Below are 19561 nucleotides of genomic sequence, written 5' to 3'. Positions count from 1 at the left end.
AGATAATCTCGTTTAAAACAGTACGGAGAATAAGGGATTCGAACCCTTGCGCCGGTTACCCGACCTAACGATTTAGCAAACCGTCCTCTTCAGCCTCTTGAGTAATTCTCCATCTACAACTATATAATGGGCACGAGTGGACTTGAACCACCGACCTCACGCTTATCAGGCGTGCGCTCTAACCAGCTGAGCTACGCGCCCAAGAAAAACTTGGGGGACCAAAATCATAAAAAGCGGGTGACGAGAATCGAACTCGCGACAACAGCTTGGAAGGCTGTAGTTTTACCACTAAACTACACCCGCATAATCATGGCGCGGGACGGAATCGAACCGCCGACACATGGAGCTTCAATCCATTGCTCTACCAACTGAGCTACCGAGCCAAAAAGAATGTCCAATTGCGGGAGCAGGATTTGAACCTGCGACCTTCGGGTTATGAGCCCGACGAGCTACCTAACTGCTCCATCCCGCGATAAAATATAATCTTAATATAATCTGCCAAAGCAAATAACCTATAATCTTCTAATACTTCTAAAACTACTAGATGATTACTTAAGGAGGATGTGGGATTCGAACCCACGCACGCTGTTAAACGCCTGACGGTTTTCAAGACCGTTCCCTTCAGCCGGACTTGGGTAATCCTCCAGCAGTACTATGGACCTTGTAGGACTCGAACCTACGACCGCTCGGTTATGAGCCGAGTGCTCTAACCAGCTGAGCTAAAGGTCCCAAACCATCAATATAAATAATAATAGCGGCGAAGGGGATCGAACCCCCGACCTCCCGGGTATGAACCGGACGCTCTAGCCAGCTGAGCTACACCGCCAAAAAACATCGGGAAGACAGGATTCGAACCTGCGGCCCCTTGGTCCCAAACCAAGTGCTCTACCAAGCTGAGCTACTTCCCGTATGCACCCTGCAGGATTCGAACCTGCAACCGCCTGATTCGTAGTCAGGTACTCTATCCAGTTGAGCCAAGGGTGCCTTCTCTTTAATATGCCGAGGACCGGAATCGAACCGGTACGATGTCACTACATCCCAGGATTTTAAGTCCTGTGCGTCTGCCAGTTCCGCCACCCCGGCCATCTTAAAGAAAGCGAACGACGGGATTCGAACCCGCGACCCCCACCTTGGCAAGGTGATGTTCTACCTCTGAACTACGTTCGCTATGCCGGCTACATGACTTGAACACGCGACCCTCTGATTACAAATCAGATGCTCTACCAACTGAGCTAAGCCGGCCTTTCATGCGGGTGAAGGGACTTGAACCCCCACGCTTCCTAAGCGCCAGATCCTAAATCTGGTGCGTCTGCCAATTCCGCCACACCCGCTGTCTCTATGACCCGTACTGGGCTCGAACCAGTGACCCTCTGATTAAAAGTCAGATGCTCTACCAACTGAGCTAACGAGTCCTTCTCTCTCTTTGGACTTTTCCTATTCCAACGGTCCCGACGGGAATTGAACCCGCGATCTTCGCCGTGACAGGGCGACGTGATAACCGCTACACCACGGGACCTCCTATGGGAGTTAACGGGATCGAACCGCTGACCCTCTGCTTGTAAGGCAGATGCTCTCCCAGCTGAGCTAAACTCCCTTGAATGAGAGTTTAGCTCAACCTGGGCCCCTGTCGTGCGCTAATCGCTGCGACAAAGCCGAACACTGTTCGACTTAGCTGAGCTAAACTCCCCCCTAGCTAAGCAACTCCCTTATCTCGCAGGGGGAAACCCCCAACTACTTCCGGCGTACTAGGGCTTAACGACTGTGGTCGGCATGGGTACAGGTGTATCCCCTAGGCTAGCGTCACTTAACTCGGTCTGAACTAAAAAACTAGTCCATTCAAAATTGAATACCTCCTAAAACCGTCCGCTCCTAACCTCTCGGTTAAGTCCTCGAGCTATTAGTACTGGTCCGCTCAATAGCTCACACTAATTACACTCCCAGCCTATCTACCTGTTCGTCTCTCAGGGCTCTTATTAACTAACGTTATGGGAAATCTCATCTTGAGGCAGGCTTCACACTTAGATGCTTTCAGCGTTTATCCTTCCCCTACTTAGCTACCCAGCTGTGCCCTTGGCAGAACAACTGGTACACCAGCGGTAAGTCCACTCCGGTCCTCTCGTACTAGGAGCAGCCCCTCGCAAATTTCCTACGCCCGCGACGGATAGGGACCGAACTGTCTCACGACGTTCTGAACCCAGCTCGCGTGCCGCTTTAATGGGCGAACAGCCCAACCCTTGGGACCGACTTCAGCCCCAGGATGCGACGAGCCGACATCGAGGTGCCAAACCTCCCCGTCGATGTGAACTCTTGGGGGAGATAAGCCTGTTATCCCCAGGGTAGCTTTTATCCGTTGAGCGATGGCCCTTCCATGCGGTGCCACCGGATCACTAAGCCCGACTTTCGTCCCTGCTCGAGTTGTAGCTCTCGCAGTCAAGCTCCCTTCTGCCTTTACACTCTGCGATTGATTTCCATCCAATCTGAGGGAACCTTTGGGCGCCTCCGTTACCTTTTAGGAGGCGACCGCCCCAGTCAAACTGCCCGTCAGACACTGTCTCCGTAGATGATTAACCTACCGGGTTAGAGTAGCCATAACACAAGGGTAGTATCCCAACAACGCCTCCAGAGAAACTAGCGTCCCTCCTTCTTTGGCTCCTACCTATCCTGTACATGTCTTACAGATACGCAATATCAAACTGCAGTAAAGCTCCATGGGGTCTTTCCGTCCTGTCGCGGGTAACCTGCATCTTCACAGGTACTAAAATTTCACCGAGTCTCTCGTTGAGACAGCGCCCAAATCATTACGCCTTTCGTGCGGGTCGGAACTTACCCGACAAGGAATTTCGCTACCTTAGGACCGTTATAGTTACGGCCGCCGTTTACTGGGGCTTCAATTCACACCTTCGGACTACTCCTAAGCGCTCCTCTTAACCTTCCAGCACCGGGCAGGCGTCACCCCCTATACTTCATCTTGCGATTTCGCAGAGAGCTGTGTTTTTGATAAACAGTTGCTTGGGCCTCTTCACTGCGGCTGACCTCTCAGTCAGCACCCCTTCTCCCGAAGTTACGGGGTCATTTTGCCGAGTTCCTTAACGAGAGTTCGCTCGCTCACCTGAGGCTACTCGCCTCGACTACCTGTGTCGGTTTGCGGTACGGGTGGTATCATTCGCCGCTAGAAGCTTTTCTTGGCAGTGGGACATCACTCACTTCGCTACTAATCTTCGCTCCCCTTAACAGCTCAATGTTCCCGATAGAAGCATTTGACTCCTATCTCATCTTACTGCTTGGCCGGACTCTTCCAGTCGTCCGGTTGAGCTAGCCTCCTGCGTCCCTCCTTCACTCCTGATACCAGTACAGGAATATCAACCTGTTGCCCATCGGATACACCTGTCGGTCTCTCCTTAGGTCCCGACTAACCCAGGGCGGACGAACCTTCCCCTGGAAGCCTTAGTCTTACGGTGGACAGGATTCTCACCTGTCTTGCGCTACTCATACCGGCATTCTCACTTCTATACGCTCCAGTGCTCCTCACGGTACACCTTCGCCGCCTATAGAACGCTCTCCTACCATACCTTCTAAAAGGTATCCACAGCTTCGGTAAACTATTTCAGCCCCGGTACATTTTCGGCGCAGGGGCACTCGACTAGTGAGCTATTACGCACTCTTTGAATGAATAGCTGCTTCTAAGCTAACATCCTAGTTGTCTCTGCACCCCCACATCCTTTTCCACTTAATAGTTATTTGGGGACCTTAGCTGGTGGTCTGGGCTGTTTCCCTTTCGACTACGGATCTTAGCACTCGCAGTCTGACTGCCGGGCATAAATCTATGGCATTCGGAGTTTATCTGAGTTTGGTAATCCGAGAAGGACCCCTTACCCAAACAGTGCTCTACCTCCATCATTCTTCGCCCGACGCTAGCCCTAAAGCTATTTCGGAGAGAACCAGCTATCTCCAAGTTCGTTTGGAATTTCTCCGCTACCCACAAGTCATCCAAGCACTTTTCAACGTGCCCTGGTGCGGGCCTCCAGTGCGCTTTACCGCACCTTCACCCTGCTCATGGGTAGGTCACTTGGTTTCGGGTCGACATCCAGATACTTCTCGCCCTTTTCAGACTCGGTTTCCCTACGGCTCCGTCTCTTCAACTTAACCTCGCATCTAAACGTCACTCGCCGGTTCATTCTACAAAAGGCACGCTCTCACCCATTAACGGGCTCGAACTTCTTGTAAGCACACGGTTTCAGGGGCTCTTTCACTCCCCTTCCGGGGTTCTTTTCACCTTTCCCTCACGGTACTGGTTCACTATCGGTCACTAGGGAGTATTTAGGGTTGGGAGATGGGCCTCCCAGATTCCGACGAGATTCCTCGTGTCTCGCCGTACTCAGGATTCTGCTTGGTCTTAATCATCATTTCAAATACGAGGCTCTTACTCTCTCTGGCTGACCTTCCCAGATCATTCTTCTATCATCATTAAAACCACTCTGCAGTCCTTCAACCCCGAAGTGTAAACACTCCGGTTTGCCCTCCTGCCCTTTCGCTCGCCGCTACTCAGGCAATCGCTTTTGCTTTCTCTTCCTGCAGCTACTGAGATGTTTCAGTTCACCGCGTCTTCCTTCCTCTGCCCTTAACAGGCAGGGATGTCAGGCTGTACCTGACGGGTTCCCCCATTCGGACATCTCTGGATCTTCGCTTACTTACAGCTCCCCAAAGCATTTCGTCGTTCGTCACGTCCTTCTTCGGCTCCTAGTGCCTAGGCATCCACCGTGCGCCCTTACTAACTTAACCTTATTCTCGTTTCTCGGTTTTTTTCAGCGTTTCGGTTTCTTTTCTTGCCATCTATCATGGTCTAAACCATCATAAATGGGTTGAGGTATTCAATTTTCAATGGACTAGTCGATAAACCGCACAGCGATTTATCTAGGTGATTCATCTAGGCGCATCTCATGACTAACGGCTTACTCGCGCTAACCCTCATCACTCAATCCCCTAGATTATGGAGCCTAGCGGGATCGAACCGCTGACCTCCTGCGTGCAAAGCAGGCGCTCTCCCAGCTGAGCTAAGGCCCCCTTGACCTCTCAAAACTAAATAAGACCGCAACGTGCATCCATTTCCTTAGAAAGGAGGTGATCCAGCCGCACCTTCCGATACGGCTACCTTGTTACGACTTCACCCCAATCATCTATCCCACCTTCGGCGGCTGGCTCCATTAGGTTACCTCACCGACTTCGGGTGTTACAAACTCTCGTGGTGTGACGGGCGGTGTGTACAAGGCCCGGGAACGTATTCACCGCGGCGTGCTGATCCGCGATTACTAGCGATTCCGACTTCATGGAGGCGAGTTGCAGCCTCCAATCCGAACTGAGATTGGCTTTCAGAGATTAGCTGGCCGTCACCGACTCGCAACTCGTTGTACCAACCATTGTAGCACGTGTGTAGCCCAGGTCATAAGGGGCATGATGATTTGACGTCATCCCCACCTTCCTCCGGTTTATTACCGGCAGTCTGGCTAGAGTCCCCAACTTAATGATGGTAACTAACCATAAGGGTTGCGCTCGTTGCGGGACTTAACCCAACATCTCACGACACGAGCTGACGACAACCATGCACCACCTGTCTCCTCTGTCCCGAAAGAAAAAACTATCTCTAGTCCTGTCAGAGGGATGTCAAGACCTGGTAAGGTTCTTCGCGTTGCTTCGAATTAAACCACATGCTCCACCGCTTGTGCGGGCCCCCGTCAATTCCTTTGAGTTTCAACCTTGCGGTCGTACTCCCCAGGCGGAGTGCTTATTGCGTTAGCTCCGGCACTAAGCCCCGGATAGGGCCTAACACCTAGCACTCAGCGTTTACGGCGTGGACTACCAGGGTATCTAATCCTGTTTGCTCCCCACGCTTTCGAGCCTCAGCGTCAGTAACAGACCAGAGAGCCGCTTTCGCCGCCGGTGTTCCTCCATATATCTACGCATTTCACCGCTACACATGGAATTCCACTCTCCCCTTCTGTACTCAAGTCCCGCAGTTTCAAAAGCATACATTGGTTAAGCCAATGCCTTTGACTTCTGACTTACGAAACCGCCTGCGCTCCCTTTACGCCCAATAAATCCGGACAACGCTCGGGACCTACGTATTACCGCGGCTGCTGGCACGTAGTTAGCCGTCCCTTCCTCGTATGATACCGTCACAGTGTGAACTTTCCACTCTCACACCCGTTCTTCTCATACAACAGAGCTTTACGAAACGAATTCCTTCTTCACTCACGCGGCGTTGCTCGGTCAGGGTTCCCCCCATTGCCGAAGATTCCCTACTGCTGCCTCCCGTAGGAGTCTGGGCCGTGTCTCAGTCCCAGTGTGGCCGTTCACCCTCTCAGGCCGGCTATGTATCATCGCCTTGGTAGGCCTCTACCCTACCAACTAGCTAATACAACGCAGGTCCATCTCTCAGTGATGCTAGTGCTCCTTTTAATCCTCTAACAGGCGTTAAAAAATCTTATGCGGTATTAGCTATCGTTTCCAATAGTTATCCCCCGCTGAGAGAAAGGTTACCTACGCGTTACTCACCCGTTCGCGACTCACTAATCTGTCCATTAACACGTTAATCAACAAACTGTGCGTTCCACTTGCATGTATTAGGCACGCCGCCAGCGTTCGTCCTGAGCCAGGATCAAACTCTCATTCGAATTTGAACGTTACTCGTTCTTTGTCTGTCGCTGACAGTTTTTTATTTTGACAGGTTAATTCCTTAACCCGCACGTCTTGGTCTTATTCAGTTCTCAAAGGTCAACGCTGCCACTTTTCAGACAACTCCTTTATTCTAGCAAATCAGAACAAAGCTGTCAAGGACTTTTTTCCCTTTTTCCTCAACCTTAAACTCTGCCCAGAGCTCTCTCTGACAGCTCAATTAGTATAGCATCTCTTACAAGCTGTTGTCAAGGGGGGAGCTCACTTTTTTTCGATTGCCATTACAGTTTTTGCTTAGTGCTCAGCGATGCGGGTGGACACACAGACATTTGAATTAATCTGCTTATAGCTGTTTTGTTCTAAATTTCTTCTATTCCTAAAGAAAATAACCGAAAAACAGTCTGACTTATTTCATTCCTAAAAAAGGAACACCTTAAAAAGTGTTCCTAAGCATATCATTTTCTTTCGAATTAACGTTTTAAATAGCGGTTTATTTTTAGTCCTGTTCTTGTTCTGACAGTTTTTCTTTAATTTCATCGTAAGACAAGGCGTGAGCTTCACCTTCTTTGTCAGTTTCTTGCGGCATTTTCCCCGTTTCATAAATTGATTTAATTTGCGAAGCATCTAATGTTTCGTACTTAAGCAGGGCTTCAGCAATTAATTTATGTGTTTCACGGTTTTCTTGAATAATTTCAGCTGCTTTATTGCGCGCTTCATTTAGTAAGTCACGGACTTCATCATCAATCATTTGTGCCGTCTGCGCTGAGTATGATTTTTCAGGACTTATTTGACCAAGCATAACAGAATGATCTCCTTCATACTGCACCGGACCTAATTTATCACTCATTCCATACTCTGTAACCATAGCACGCGCCATTTGAGTTGCCTGTTCAAAGTCATTTGAAGCACCTGTTGTCTGAGCATTGAAAATAATTTCTTCAGCAACACGGCCCCCCATAAGACCCGCTAACTGTTCCTTCATATCGCTTTTAGAAAGCAGCATTTGATCTTCTTTAGGAAGAGCAATCATGTAACCACCAGCTCTGCCGCGCGGTACAATAGTTACTTTATGTACAACACGAGCATTTGAAAGCACCAGCCCGACAATGGTATGGCCAGCTTCGTGGTAAGCAACCATTTCACGTTCTTTCTGTGAAACGGTCTTATCTTTTTTCGATGGTCCTGCAATAACACGATCCTCAGCCTCATCAATGTCACTGGCATCGATTAACTTTTTATTTCGGCGAGCAGCGACAAGAGCAGCTTCATTTAAGACATTTTCAAGATCGGCACCAACAAAACCAGGTGTTTGTTGAGCCACAACTTTAAGATCAACATCATCAGCTAATGGTTTGTTCTTGGCATGAACTCGTAAAATAGCTTCACGTCCCTTAACATCAGGACTGCCTACTAAAACCTTTCGGTCAAAGCGTCCCGGACGAAGAAGAGCTGGGTCAAGAACATCGCTCCGGTTTGTTGCTGCAATAACAATGATACTCTCATTGCCTTCAAAACCATCCATTTCAATCAACAGTTGGTTAAGTGTTTGCTCCCGTTCATCATTTCCGCCGCCCATTCCGGCACCGCGACGCCGTCCGACCGCATCTATTTCATCAATAAAAATGATAGCACGCTCTGCTTTCTTTGCATCTTCAAACAAAGAACGAACACGGCTTGCCCCTACACCGACAAACATTTCAACAAAATCTGAACCAGAGATGCTAAAGAACGGCACACCTGCTTCGCCAGCGACTGCTTTTGCAAGAAGGGTTTTACCGGTCCCCGGAGGGCCCTCAAGCAAAACACCGGCCGGAATACGGGCTCCAAGCAACTTGTACCTTTTTGGATTTTTAAGAAAATCAACAACTTCAATTAGTTCCTGCTTCTCTTCTTCAGCACCGGCTACATCCGAAAAACGGACTTTTATATGACTTTGGCTTTGGGATTTAGCTCTATTTTTACCAAAGCTCATCGCTCCACGGGCTCCACCACCATTTTGATTCATCATCATCATAAAAAAAACAATGACAACTATAAGCGGCAAAAAGCTGATTAAAAGTGAAATCCAAGCACCGCTGGAGCTTTCCCTTTTGACTCTGAGACTGGTTCCTGATTCTTCTGCTGCTGCAGTTATTTTTTCTATTGAACTGTCATTTGCAAGCACGATAGAGGTAAAATCGGTTACAGTTGTTGTAGTTGAACCAAGAAATGACAAATTAGTATCTGTCTTTACTTCCTGTGCTTCCTTATATTTACCTGTAACTTCAATGATGCTGTCATTAGGCTGGTAAGTAATAGACTTGATATTACCATCTTCTATTTGCTTGATTAATTTAGAGTAGCTAATTTGCTGACTCTGTGTACTTGTTCCTCTTAAATAATACTGTAATCCTGTCACAACTAAGACAATCAGTAATATATAAACAAAAGAGTTCCGTACAAAACCATTATTATTATTTTTCATAAAGTAATAAACGACCCTTTTCTACGTATAAATATATTATATAGTTATTCTGAATAAACCTTCTCTTTTAAAACACCAACATATGGGAGATTACGGTATTTTTCAGCATAATCCAAGCCAAAACCTACAATAAATTCATTTGGAACATTATAACAAATATAATCTGCATCAATATCTACCACACGACCTTCTGGTTTATCAAACAAAGTAGCAATCTTTACAGATTTAGCTTGTCGGTATTTAAACATATCACGCAGATACTTTAAAGTGCGCCCTGTATCAATAATATCTTCAATAAAAATAACATCTCGCCCTTCAACATTAGTGTCTACATCCTTAAGGATTTTAACTTCGCCGCTGCTCCTTGTTCCACCGTGGTAACTTGACACGACCATAAAATCAATTTCGACCTGAGTATCGATATGTTTCATTAATTCAGCCATAAAGGGGACCGAACCTTTTAAAACACCTACTAAAAGCGGGTTTTTACCATGATAGTCTTTTGTCAGCTGCCTTCCAAGCTCTTTTGTTTTATCAATAATTTCTTTTTCTGAATAAAGGATTCTTTCAATGTCCTGTTCAAGCATGACTTCACCTGTCTTCTAATTTCTCAATATGCAATGTGGCTTCCATTATATCACGATTAGACGCTTTTCTCAAATAAGTTTTACCGGCAGCCAGAACAAAAATGATGTCGCCTTCCTGCTCTCCAATAACAGCACTTGCCCTTTCCTGAAAAGAGAATTTTTCATCAATAAAAAGCCGGCTTAGTTTTTTTGTGAATTTTCCAAAATGAATACGATCACCATCTCGTTTTTCCCGCAGTAAAATCGGACTTAAACTAAAAATCGGAATCTCTGTTTCCTTATTATCTGGACACTGTTTGAAAGAAAATCGGTACTGACCATATTTGACTATACTGTCACATTCTACCACTTTTTCTTTAGGCAGCCTATAGGTCTCAGGGCTGATTTTTTTAATTTCAAATGAGTCATAACTTTTAAGCAGGTAATAGCCTTTTTTGATAGCATAGGTACAATTAGCACGCGTTTGAATAAGATGCATTATCTCATTAAACTGTCCCTTACTTACCTGTAAATCAGGAAATTCTTCCAAATAATCCTGCAGTAAAACCATTTGTACCGGTTCGGTCTGCTGTAAAAATTCATGGCAGTCAGTTGTCTTAATACGAGCTGTCAAGTCTTTTAAAGCCTGAAAAATAAATCGACTCTCTGCTCCTAAACTTTGGAGAGACTCCTTAATCTTCGGATTTTCTGCTCCTAAAGCCGGCAAATAGTGATTGCGGACACGGTTTCTTAAAAAAGCTGATGTGTGGTTAGAAGCATCCTCAAAATGGAAAATATCCGGCCAATCCTCTTTAGGAAAAGGTAGAAAGGGTCGAATAAGCTCGCCGGTACCAAATGTTTGACGGTCTGCAATACCAGATAAATGGCGCAGCCGACTCCCACGAATCAGCCGCATAAAAATAGTCTCAGCTTGATCATCAGCATGGTGAGCAGTAACCACAGCAGTATAATGTTCTGAAGACATCACTTCCTTAAAAAAGAAATAACGGAACCGGCGGGCCGCATTCTCTGAAAAAGAGCCAGAGAAGTCACGCGTAAAAATAGGAACACTATGATTGAATGCCCACTTCTTTAGATAAGCTTCTTCATCATCTGCTTCCGGACGTTGCTTATAATTAACATGAGCAATTCCAATTTTGATAGCCAGCTCTTTTCGATGAGCATATAAAAAATGCAGTAAATTCATTGAATCAGCCCCGCCAGATACAGCGATTAAAACTTTATGGTGTTTTGTAAAATAAGCTTTTTCCTGAATATGAGTTAAAATTTTTTGATTCATTTTATTTTAAAACAGCATAGATATCATCAGCAATTCTGGTGATATCATCATAAGAAGCTTTATCCGTAAAAATGGAAACAATATACGGTTCCTCTGCGTAAATAATAGCAACATCATGCTTATAATCATAAGCATCTCCGATTTTATGTGAAACCTGCACAGAAATATCTTTTGCAATTCTGCTGTCATCGTAATCAGTTGAAGATAAATATTCTATAATTTTTCCGTCCTGATAGTAAATTGCTTCCATCATATTGGCCGCTGCTTCAGCAGAAATATTCCTTTCCTTCATGTCCCATTTCATTCCAGATAAGGCATCAATTTCATCTTGAAAGTCTTTATCATACTGTTCGGCCACATAATAGCCCAGAATATTAGTAGCAACATTATCAGAATTCTGAGCAACAGCTTTCAACAGGTTTTCCACATTGTATTCCTTATTATCAGCGGTTTTGCTGATTTTTCCACTGCCGCTCGGATTATAAGCTTCTTTAAAATTATTCACTTCACTGATATATTTCAGCTTATCAGTGAATTTAAGTTTCCCATCCTGAATCTGTTCCTGTGTATAGTAAAGTGTTGCCAGCTTAGCAACACTGGCTGCATACATTTTTGTATTTTCATTAATACCGGCACTTTTTTGAGTATTTAATTGTTTAACAAATATAGAGTAATTGGGCTGATTATATTTTTGCGTCAAAAGATTTTGAATTTTTTTCATACGATTATCCGTAACTGATAGATAATCCTCACTGATCCAGCCTTTACCAGAAACTTTATAGTAAACTCCCTGTTCAGTCACTGCTTTTTCTGTCAGGTGTATTTGAGTATAGGACGTTAAAGAGCTTTTGACTTCTTTGCTTCCGTACACAAGAGGCTGATTATAAACTTTAAAATCTTCTTCAAGCCAGTAGTCTAAATCAACTTTTTCCTGACTGTAGACAATATCATCATAAATAATTTGATGGCTGGCCTCAATATAAGTACCATCTGACAGTACAAAAACCGGAATCAAATTATCATTGATAATCATCCCAGTAATTGTTATCTTGCTGTTTGGTTTAATTGTATGAGACACGGCAGTCAAATTGCTGTCTTTATAGGAGGAAGCTGAGTGATAAAGGTTAGGATTGTTCGGGATCTTATCAAAATAAAAAGCATCTGTTGCTACATTAGAGATTAGACTGTACTGCATTTCATTTGACCATTCACTTTTTTCTGAACTGTACAGAAGAAGAGGAGCCAAACAAAAAGGTATTAACATAAAGGCTAATAACTGTTTCATCGACTCCTCCTTTCAACAGATTTTGACAGACTGTCTTCTCTCAGTTGTTGATTTTTTATCGCCAATTCTTCTAATTTCTCATCAGAATAGGCTAAAAATTTTTCAATAGTTCCAATTAAATCTTCCATATTCTTTATTTTGGCAGTAGACTTGGCACCGGATAAATAATTTCTCCTTCACGGGAAAGATAATATTTGGCGCGTGCATACTTTTCAACATAATCATTATCTTTCAAACGCTCAGCTAAAAGCTTTTCTGCTTCCGTTTCTTCCGCTAGCTCATCATACTCTTTTTCCAATTTTACAACTTGTTCCTTACGTTCTTGCAAGGTCATATAACTTTTTACAAGATTGTAGGTCGGTAAAATAAAAAGCAGCATAATAAAAATTAAAATCCATCCCATAAAGCGGTTACGGCGGCGTGTTTCTTCTTCTTCATAACGCTTTCTTAAATTTTCATCGTTAATATACTGATTGTTAAGTTGGACAACATTAGGTTTCTTCATTTGTTTCGATCCTTGTCTCACTTATTATTTCATACATTTTAGCTGCATCTTCTTTTTTTGTACTGTCTTTCATTTCTAAAACACGCACCGTCAATAATTTATGACCGAAACGGACTTCTATTTCATCATTAATTTTTAAATCCGTTGAACTCTTAGCCAAAATACCATTAACTTTAATACGGCCTTTATCAGCTACCTCTTTAGCTACAGGACGGCGCTTGATAATACGTGATACTTTTAAAAATTTGTCAAGTCGCATTTGGTCTCCCCCCATTATCCATTTATTTTATCATTTTTCTTGTTTAATTAACAGAAAAAGACTGCAGTTACCAAGCGGCTAAGAAAAAATTTTTAAGAACTGCTTGTTTAATCGTTTCATATCTGATTTAAAAATTAGAGCATTTCTGTATTTTTTAAAACTCAGTTTTTTCTGTCCTTAATTGTGCTCAGTGCTTGACCAAATTTCATCAGTTCTTCCAAAATCTCATAATTTTTTTTGTTTTTTACATTAAAAATAATTTCTATCTTCCCATCATATTCACCGATGCTTGCTTTTAGATCAGTTTTTGCCAGAGCTTCAAAATAGTCTTGTGTCAAGTAAAATTTCAAGGAAGTTTTTTCAAACCTTATTTTTATGCTATCTTGCTTACGTTCAACAAATTCCGCAAAAGCAAAATCCATATAAGCTTTAAGTAAGCCAATTTCAAGTAAATAAGCTACCTGATCCGGATAATCTCCGAAACGGTCAATTAGTTCATCTTGTAAATTTTCATAGTCCTGACGATTTTCAATCTGTCGAATACGCTTGTATATTTCTATTTTCTGCCGCTCATCTTCTATATACTCTGTTGGAAGATAGGCATCAATTTGCAAATTGATTTCGGCGTTGCCCTTCTGTCTTATTTTAGACTTTCCTTGTTTAACAGCAAGAGCTTCTTCTAAAAGCTGTGTGTACATTTCATAGCCAACAGAATCAATAAAGCCGCTTTGCGAGGATCCTAGAATGTTTCCTGCTCCGCGAATAGCCAAGTCACGCATAGCAATTTTAAAACCTGATCCTAATTCTGTGAAGCCTTTGACTGCATCTAAACGTTTTTCAGAAACCTCTGATAAAATCTTAGTCGGATGATACATCAAGTAAGCATAAGCAATCCTGTTGGAACGTCCCACTCGCCCTCGAAGTTGATATAGGGTTGACAATCCCATCCGGTCAGCATCTTCAATAAATAATGTGTTGACATTAGAGATATCAATTCCAGTTTCGATAATTGTTGTAGCAACCAATACATCGTAATCGCCATTAATAAAATCGATGAGCGTATTTTCCAACTGAATTTCACTCATTTGACCATGTACAAATCCAATACTGGCTTCTGGAACCAACTGCTGCAGTTCGTAAACTTTTTTGTCAATTGTGTCAACTTTATTGTAAATATAAAAAATCTGGCCTTCTCTTTCTATTTCTCGAATAATGGCTTCACGGATTATATCTGGATTATTTTCCAAAACATAAGTTTGTACAGGATAACGATTGGTGGGCGGAGTTTCAATAACAGACAAATCACGAATTCCCAGCATCGACATATGAAGTGTTCGCGGAATCGGGGTAGCTGTTAAAGTCAGGACATCAACTTTGGTTTTCAATGCCTTGAGTCTTTCTTTGTGCTTTACTCCAAAGCGCTGCTCTTCATCAATGACAATCAAGCCTAAGTCTGCAAAGGCAACATCTTTTGATAATAAACGATGTGTCCCGATAATAATATCAATTTGCCCTTTTTTTAATTGTTCAAGTGTATTTTGCTGCTCTTTTTTACTTCTGAAACGGCTAAGAACATCAACATTAATCGGGTAATTTTCAAAACGTTCTCTAAAATTGCTGTAATGCTGCTGGGCAAGAACAGTAGTTGGAACGAGAACAGCGACTTGTTTATGATTATTAACAGCTTTAAAAGCAGCTCGCATAGCAACTTCTGTTTTGCCAAATCCGACGTCTCCTACTAAAAGACGGTCCATAGGCTTGGCTTTTTCCATATCTGCTTTTACTTCTTTGATAGAACGCAACTGATCTTCTGTTTCAACATAAGCAAAATCGCCATCAAATGCGCGTTGTAAATCATCATCAGGCGAGAAAGGAAATCCCTCTAACTGACTGCGTTCAGCATACAGGCTTATAAGACTGTCAGCAATATTTTCAACCTGCTGTGTGACTTTTTGTTTAGTTCTTTGAAAGCGTCCATCATTGAGCTTGTTGATTTTGGGTTCTTTGCCGTCAGCTGATAAATATTTAGACAGTGTTTCAATTTGCTCAACAGGAATAGAGACGCGATCTGAATTCTGATATTGAATGGTTATGTAATCACGATGAACGCCTCCTACTTCAATCGTTTCAATTCCTAAGAAACGCCCGATTCCATGAACATTATGAACAATATAATCTCCCTTGACTAACTCGTTATAATCTTTTAAACGCTCAGCATTGGTAATATGCTGTGAACGTCGCACTCTCCCTTTCGATCGCTTATGGTAAATCTCATGTTCTGTGATTAAAACAAGTTTTTCATCAGCAAAATAAAATCCGTTTGATAAATCCCCCACAATCATTTGAACTTTTTTGCTTTGAATATCATCTATTGTGCTTACAGGAACGTCAAAATCGTACTCTTTCAATGATTCCTGCAAACGTTCCAGACTGTGCTGTGAACTTGCTTGTATCAAAACTGTATTTTGTGTTTTCTGATAACGTTTTATCTCATCAATTAATATAGAAAATTGATTGAAAAAATCCTGCATTGCGTACTGTGTAAATTGATAACTTTCATCAAATTTTATTCGTCCCAAACCTTTATGAAAATTTGAAAAAAAGCTGGCTGGTTGATAACTTTGTAACTTTTTGTAAACATCAGAAAAGTAATTTGAAGTTGACAATGCTTTACTGCTTTGTAAATCATCTGTCAAGATACCAGCAACTTCCGTATCAAATCGATTATTAAAATCTGTTATTTTTTGAAAATCATCAAAAATTAATGGTGTTCCTTTGGGGATATAATCTAGTAAAGTCCATTCATTTTCGTAAACAAGATTCAAAAACTTACGAATATCCTTATGTCTAAAATAGCTTTGACTGGCATACAGCAATTCATTCAAATAGGAATGCAAAATTTCATCTTTTACAACTGCCATTTGTTCTTTTAAAACAGAAGTAAATCTGTCAAAGTCTTGATCGGATAGTATAACATCATCTGCAGGTGAGACAATTACTTTTTTTATACGATTTAAAGATTTTTGAGTCTCACTATCAAATTGTCGGATACTGTCAATTTCGTCTCCAAAAAATTCAAATCGATAAGGCAGACTTGCATTAATATCGTATATATCTAAAATAGCTCCTCGTTGACTGAATTCTCCTGAATGAGATACTTGTTTTACTTTTTTATAGCCGATATTCGATAATTTCTTTACAATTTTGTCAAGCCTGTACTCTTTTCCTACTTCAAAGGATAAATAGCTTTCTTGATAGGTTTTAGGACTTGGTAAAAGAATACGCATTCCAGCTGTATTAGTAATTAAGATTCCTTTTTCGTTTTCAGAACTTAAAAAATGAAGAGCCGCCAATCGGGAAACAGCCCTATCAAATGAGGCAAAAACAAATTCTGCTGCAGCTGCGTCGTCAGCAAAAAATGAATAAACATTTTCTCCGCTAATCAAACTGCCCAAATCATTAGCCAGTTTTTCAGCTTCATTTTGAGTTGAAGTGACAACAACCAATTTATCAGCTGCACTATGGTAAGCAGATGCAATAACAGCAGCCTTGCTTGAGCCAGAGAGTCCCATAAGAAGCTGGCGTTTTGCAGTCAATATACCTGCATGCCAGCTTTGAATTTTTTTATTTTGGCTAAATAAATCTACTATATTCATAACTTACCCATTAAATCGATGCACAACTTTTTCAAAATCATCATCTTGTAAATAAAACTTGACAGCCTTGTCAACTTTATTAAGTGCAGTATGGATTGTATCAAGCTCTTCTTCAGTAAATTTACTGAGTACATAATCAATAACAGTTCTGCTGTCTTTAGGCCGCCCAATACCAATTTTAATACGATTAAATTCTTGTGTCTTTAACTGAGCAATAAGGGATTTTATTCCATTGTGACCACCGGCAGATCCTTTTTGGCGGAAACGGACTTTACCTGTTTTCATATCTAAATCATCATAGATAACAATAAAATCTCTCAATGAAATATTATAGTAAGTCAGCAAAGCCCTAATAGCAATACCGCTATTATTCATAAAAGTAGTTGGTTTCACAAAATAAATTTTCTCACCCTTAAGAAACGCAGAACCAATTTCAGCTTTAAACGTTTTATCTTCTGTAAAGGTTGTGTCAAGTTCTTTTACAATTTTGTCAATGGCCATAAAGCCAATATTATGACGTGTGTCTTTATATTTTGAACCTGGATTACCTAATCCAGCAATCATTTTTACCATTCATTTTCCTTTCCGCCAAAAATAGAGCTGGGACAGCCTGTCTCAACTCTTTTTAATTTCTGCTCAAACAAGACCGTTATACATTATTCAGGTTTCAAAACTGTCAATTAAGTCAGCATAGTGCATATATATATCACTATACATTAAAGCGAAACTCCATAATATCACCGTCTTGAACAATATAATCTTTGCCTTCTTCACGCAGGCGTCCTGCTTCTCTAACAGCTTTTTCGCTGCCATACTTAAGCAAATCATCATAAGACATCGTTACAGCGCGGATAAACCCTTTTTCAAAATCTGAGTGGATAATCCCTGCAGCTTGCGGAGCTTTTATCCCTCTTTTGAAAGTCCAAGCGTGTACCTCTTTTTCACCAGCTGTAAAATAAGTGGCCAGACCTAATAAATGATAGGCAGCACGTGTTAATTTATCAATACCGGATTCATGCAAGCCTAAATCTTCGAGAAAAAGTAATTTATCTTCATCGTCCAGTTCTGAAATTTCCTCCTCAGCACGCGCTGATATCACAACAACTTCAGCATTTTCACTTGCTGCAAATGTTCGAATATCCTGCACATATGTAAGTTTGTCTGGATCAGCTACCTTATCTTCATCAACATTTGCTACATAGAGAACCGGTTTTGTTGTTAATAAAAACAGCTGTTTGACAATTTTTTGTTCATCATCTGTGAATTCTATTGAGCGAGCTGATTTTCCGTCTTCAAGAACAGGTTTTAGTTTTTGAAGAACGGCTAATTCTGCGACAGAGTCCTTATCTTTTTGTGTACGAGCTATCTTCTCAACACGTGTGTAACGTTTATTTACTGACTCTAAATCAGCTAAAATCAATTCAAGGTTTATGGTTTCAATATCGGCTACTGGATCAACAAAATCAGATTCGCGTCCTTGTTCCCGCATCACATTCTCATCATCAAATGCCCGCACTACATGAATAATAGCATCAACTTCACGTATGTTGGCAAGAAATTTATTACCGAGACCTTCACCTTTTGAAGCACCTTTGACAATACCTGCAATATCCGTAAATTCAAATGTTGTCGGAATCGTTTTTTTGGGTCTAATTAAATCTGTCAGTCGCTGCAGCCGTTCATCCGGTACTTCTACTGTTCCGACATTTGGATCAATCGTTGCAAAAGGATAGTTGGCAGCCTCTGCCCCTGCCTTTGTGATTGCATTAAATAAGGTTGATTTACCAACATTGGGAAGACCAACAATACCTGCTGTTAAAGCCATTTTAAATTTCTCCGTTATCAAAATTTCAACACTGATTATTATAACAGAAACTCAAGAAAAAAGCTTAACAATTATCCAAACATTTATAAAACTTTGCCATCAGTTTAAAACAAGGTTTGATTAGTAAACAATATGCTAAATCTGATATTATTTTTTCTTGGCAAAATTTTATATGGTGCTCAAGCGCATATTAATCTTTGGGTAATTGCTGCTGATAAATTTTTTCTTTAACGAAAATTCTTAACTCATAAAAAAGCATAAAAACTGTCGCAACCAACAGACCAACCATGAATAGTCTTGCTGTAAAGGTCATTACTATAATATAAGCGATGACAGCAAGTAAATATATAATGACAAGTAAGTGCCACTTTTTTGAAGCACTGTCTGCGATTAATTTTTCTTTGACCAGCTGATTATCCTTAATAAGGCTATCCAACTCCCAATTAAAAAAATCACAGATAGCTATCAGATTCCCAATTTCTGGAATACCTCTGTTATTTTCCCACTTTGTTATTGCTTGACGAGATACATGAAGTTTCTCTGCTAATTCTTCCTGAGATAAGCCTAGATATTTATGCTGAGTTTTTATTTTTTCACCTAAGCTGTGAACTGGGGCAGCTGTTCTGCTTTTTTGCATCATATTTCTCCTTTTCTGTGCTGTAGAGATAAAGAATGACATAAACCTTGACAAAATATTTACAAGACTGTCAACCTACTTTTATTTTAAAATAAATCATTCCTTGTGTCAGCTTATGCTACGTTAAATAGCCTTACTGCCATTCCATATTTCTTTTCAGACAAAATATCAAAAGTTATAATAAATAAAAAGGAGGAGCTGCTGATGTCAGACTATGTTAATAAACAAATCCAAAGACAGCATTATTTAATTGTTTTTTATCTCTTAGCTATTCTTATTTATATTGCTTTTTTTGCTTGGAAAGAAAAAATTTTTATGCTGGGATTTTTAATTTCCACCTTATTTGTATTATTTTATCAAATTCGTTTTTGGTTTAAAATAAAAAATCACTGAAA

General features: G+C 41.5%; 12 protein-coding genes, 18 tRNA genes and 3 rRNA genes. 1 reads left to right on the top strand and 32 read right to left on the bottom strand.

Annotated features, from left to right (window positions below):
• Positions 1–23: 23 nt before the first annotated feature.
• From A0O21_RS09830 to A0O21_RS09675, 32 genes are all read right to left on the bottom strand, one after another.
• Positions 24–111, bottom strand: a tRNA-Ser gene (locus tag A0O21_RS09830).
• Between the two features lie 16 nt (positions 112–127).
• A tRNA-Ile gene (locus A0O21_RS09825) sits at positions 128–201 on the bottom strand.
• A gap of 31 nt (positions 202–232) precedes the next feature.
• A tRNA-Gly gene (locus A0O21_RS09820) sits at positions 233–303 on the bottom strand.
• A gap of 7 nt (positions 304–310) precedes the next feature.
• Positions 311–383: transfer RNA gene (locus tag A0O21_RS09815), tRNA-Phe, on the bottom strand.
• A gap of 15 nt (positions 384–398) precedes the next feature.
• Positions 399–472, bottom strand: a tRNA-Met gene (locus tag A0O21_RS09810).
• A gap of 83 nt (positions 473–555) precedes the next feature.
• Positions 556–645 (bottom strand) — tRNA-Ser (locus A0O21_RS09805).
• 10 nt (positions 646–655) lie between these two features.
• A tRNA-Ile gene (locus tag A0O21_RS09800) sits at positions 656–729 on the bottom strand.
• A 23-nt stretch (positions 730–752) separates the two neighbouring features.
• Positions 753–826: transfer RNA gene (locus A0O21_RS09795), tRNA-Met, on the bottom strand.
• An 8-nt stretch (positions 827–834) separates the two neighbouring features.
• A tRNA-Pro gene (locus tag A0O21_RS09790) sits at positions 835–908 on the bottom strand.
• A gap of 2 nt (positions 909–910) precedes the next feature.
• A tRNA-Arg gene (locus A0O21_RS09785) sits at positions 911–984 on the bottom strand.
• 13 nt (positions 985–997) lie between these two features.
• Positions 998–1083: transfer RNA gene (locus A0O21_RS09780), tRNA-Leu, on the bottom strand.
• Between the two features lie 12 nt (positions 1084–1095).
• Positions 1096–1167: transfer RNA gene (locus A0O21_RS09775), tRNA-Gly, on the bottom strand.
• Positions 1168–1169: 2 nt separating this feature from the next.
• Positions 1170–1242: transfer RNA gene (locus A0O21_RS09770), tRNA-Thr, on the bottom strand.
• Between the two features lie 6 nt (positions 1243–1248).
• Positions 1249–1331 (bottom strand) — tRNA-Leu (locus tag A0O21_RS09765).
• Between the two features lie 8 nt (positions 1332–1339).
• Positions 1340–1412: transfer RNA gene (locus A0O21_RS09760), tRNA-Lys, on the bottom strand.
• Positions 1413–1443: 31 nt separating this feature from the next.
• Positions 1444–1516 (bottom strand) — tRNA-Asp (locus A0O21_RS09755).
• Between the two features lie 5 nt (positions 1517–1521).
• A tRNA-Val gene (locus A0O21_RS09750) sits at positions 1522–1594 on the bottom strand.
• A gap of 98 nt (positions 1595–1692) precedes the next feature.
• Positions 1693–1808 (bottom strand): 5S ribosomal RNA (gene rrf / locus A0O21_RS09745).
• A gap of 69 nt (positions 1809–1877) precedes the next feature.
• Positions 1878–4779 (bottom strand): 23S ribosomal RNA (locus tag A0O21_RS09740).
• Between the two features lie 209 nt (positions 4780–4988).
• A tRNA-Ala gene (locus A0O21_RS09735) sits at positions 4989–5061 on the bottom strand.
• Positions 5062–5111: 50 nt separating this feature from the next.
• A 16S ribosomal RNA gene (locus A0O21_RS09730) occupies positions 5112–6668 on the bottom strand.
• The 16S, 23S and 5S rRNA genes sit together here with 18 tRNA genes alongside, the layout of an rRNA operon.
• Before the next feature lie 497 nt (positions 6669–7165).
• The gene (gene ftsH / locus A0O21_RS09725; RefSeq protein ID WP_067064699.1) at positions 7166–9133 is read right to left on the bottom strand and encodes an ATP-dependent zinc metalloprotease FtsH; all 1968 of its coding nucleotides are present in this window, start codon (positions 9131–9133) and stop codon (positions 7166–7168) included.
• Between the two features lie 44 nt (positions 9134–9177).
• Complete coding sequence (gene hpt / locus A0O21_RS09720; protein ID WP_067064698.1) at positions 9178–9720, bottom strand: hypoxanthine phosphoribosyltransferase; 543 nt, start codon at positions 9718–9720, stop codon at positions 9178–9180.
• Between the two features lie 4 nt (positions 9721–9724).
• The gene (gene tilS, locus A0O21_RS09715) at positions 9725–10999 is read right to left on the bottom strand and encodes a tRNA lysidine(34) synthetase TilS (RefSeq protein ID WP_067064697.1); all 1275 of its coding nucleotides are present in this window, start codon (positions 10997–10999) and stop codon (positions 9725–9727) included.
• A gap of 1 nt (position 11000) precedes the next feature.
• On the bottom strand, positions 11001–12284 hold the full coding sequence (locus A0O21_RS09710; RefSeq protein WP_067064695.1) for a serine hydrolase: 1284 nt from the start codon (positions 12282–12284) through the stop codon (positions 11001–11003).
• Positions 12281–12412 carry an SP_0009 family protein gene (locus A0O21_RS09705; RefSeq protein ID WP_067064693.1) on the bottom strand — a complete coding sequence of 44 codons (132 nt, stop codon included), beginning with the start codon at positions 12410–12412 and terminating at the stop codon, positions 12281–12283. The genes A0O21_RS09710 and A0O21_RS09705 overlap by 4 nt, the downstream gene beginning before the upstream one ends.
• Positions 12413–12417: 5 nt before the next feature.
• The gene (locus A0O21_RS09700) at positions 12418–12789 is read right to left on the bottom strand and encodes an FtsB family cell division protein (RefSeq protein ID WP_067064690.1); all 372 of its coding nucleotides are present in this window, start codon (positions 12787–12789) and stop codon (positions 12418–12420) included.
• Complete coding sequence (locus A0O21_RS09695; protein WP_067064688.1) at positions 12776–13048, bottom strand: RNA-binding S4 domain-containing protein; 273 nt, start codon at positions 13046–13048, stop codon at positions 12776–12778. Before A0O21_RS09695 ends, A0O21_RS09700 begins: the two co-directional genes overlap by 14 nt.
• Before the next feature lie 161 nt (positions 13049–13209).
• Positions 13210–16704 carry a transcription-repair coupling factor gene (gene mfd, locus A0O21_RS09690; RefSeq protein ID WP_067064687.1) on the bottom strand — a complete coding sequence of 1165 codons (3495 nt, stop codon included), beginning with the start codon at positions 16702–16704 and terminating at the stop codon, positions 13210–13212.
• A gap of 3 nt (positions 16705–16707) precedes the next feature.
• Positions 16708–17277, bottom strand: coding sequence for an aminoacyl-tRNA hydrolase (pth, locus tag A0O21_RS09685; protein WP_067064685.1), 570 nt, complete (start codon positions 17275–17277; stop codon positions 16708–16710).
• Positions 17278–17413: 136 nt separating this feature from the next.
• On the bottom strand, positions 17414–18529 hold the full coding sequence (ychF, locus tag A0O21_RS09680) for a redox-regulated ATPase YchF (protein WP_067064683.1): 1116 nt from the start codon (positions 18527–18529) through the stop codon (positions 17414–17416).
• Between the two features lie 190 nt (positions 18530–18719).
• Positions 18720–19169, bottom strand: coding sequence for a helix-turn-helix domain-containing protein (locus tag A0O21_RS09675; protein ID WP_227806872.1), 450 nt, complete (start codon positions 19167–19169; stop codon positions 18720–18722).
• Positions 19170–19271: 102 nt separating this feature from the next.
• Here A0O21_RS09675 and A0O21_RS09670 point away from each other — a divergent pair, with 102 nt between their 5' ends.
• Complete coding sequence (locus tag A0O21_RS09670; RefSeq protein WP_158511705.1) at positions 19272–19559, top strand: hypothetical protein; 288 nt, start codon at positions 19272–19274, stop codon at positions 19557–19559.
• Positions 19560–19561 lie beyond the last annotated feature (2 nt).

This window comes from Streptococcus pantholopis, assembly GCF_001642085.1.
Classification (GTDB): Bacteria; Bacillota; Bacilli; order Lactobacillales; family Streptococcaceae; genus Streptococcus; species Streptococcus pantholopis.
Note: the sequence above shows the minus strand (reverse complement) of the source record. Positions and strands in the feature narration are given on the sequence as shown.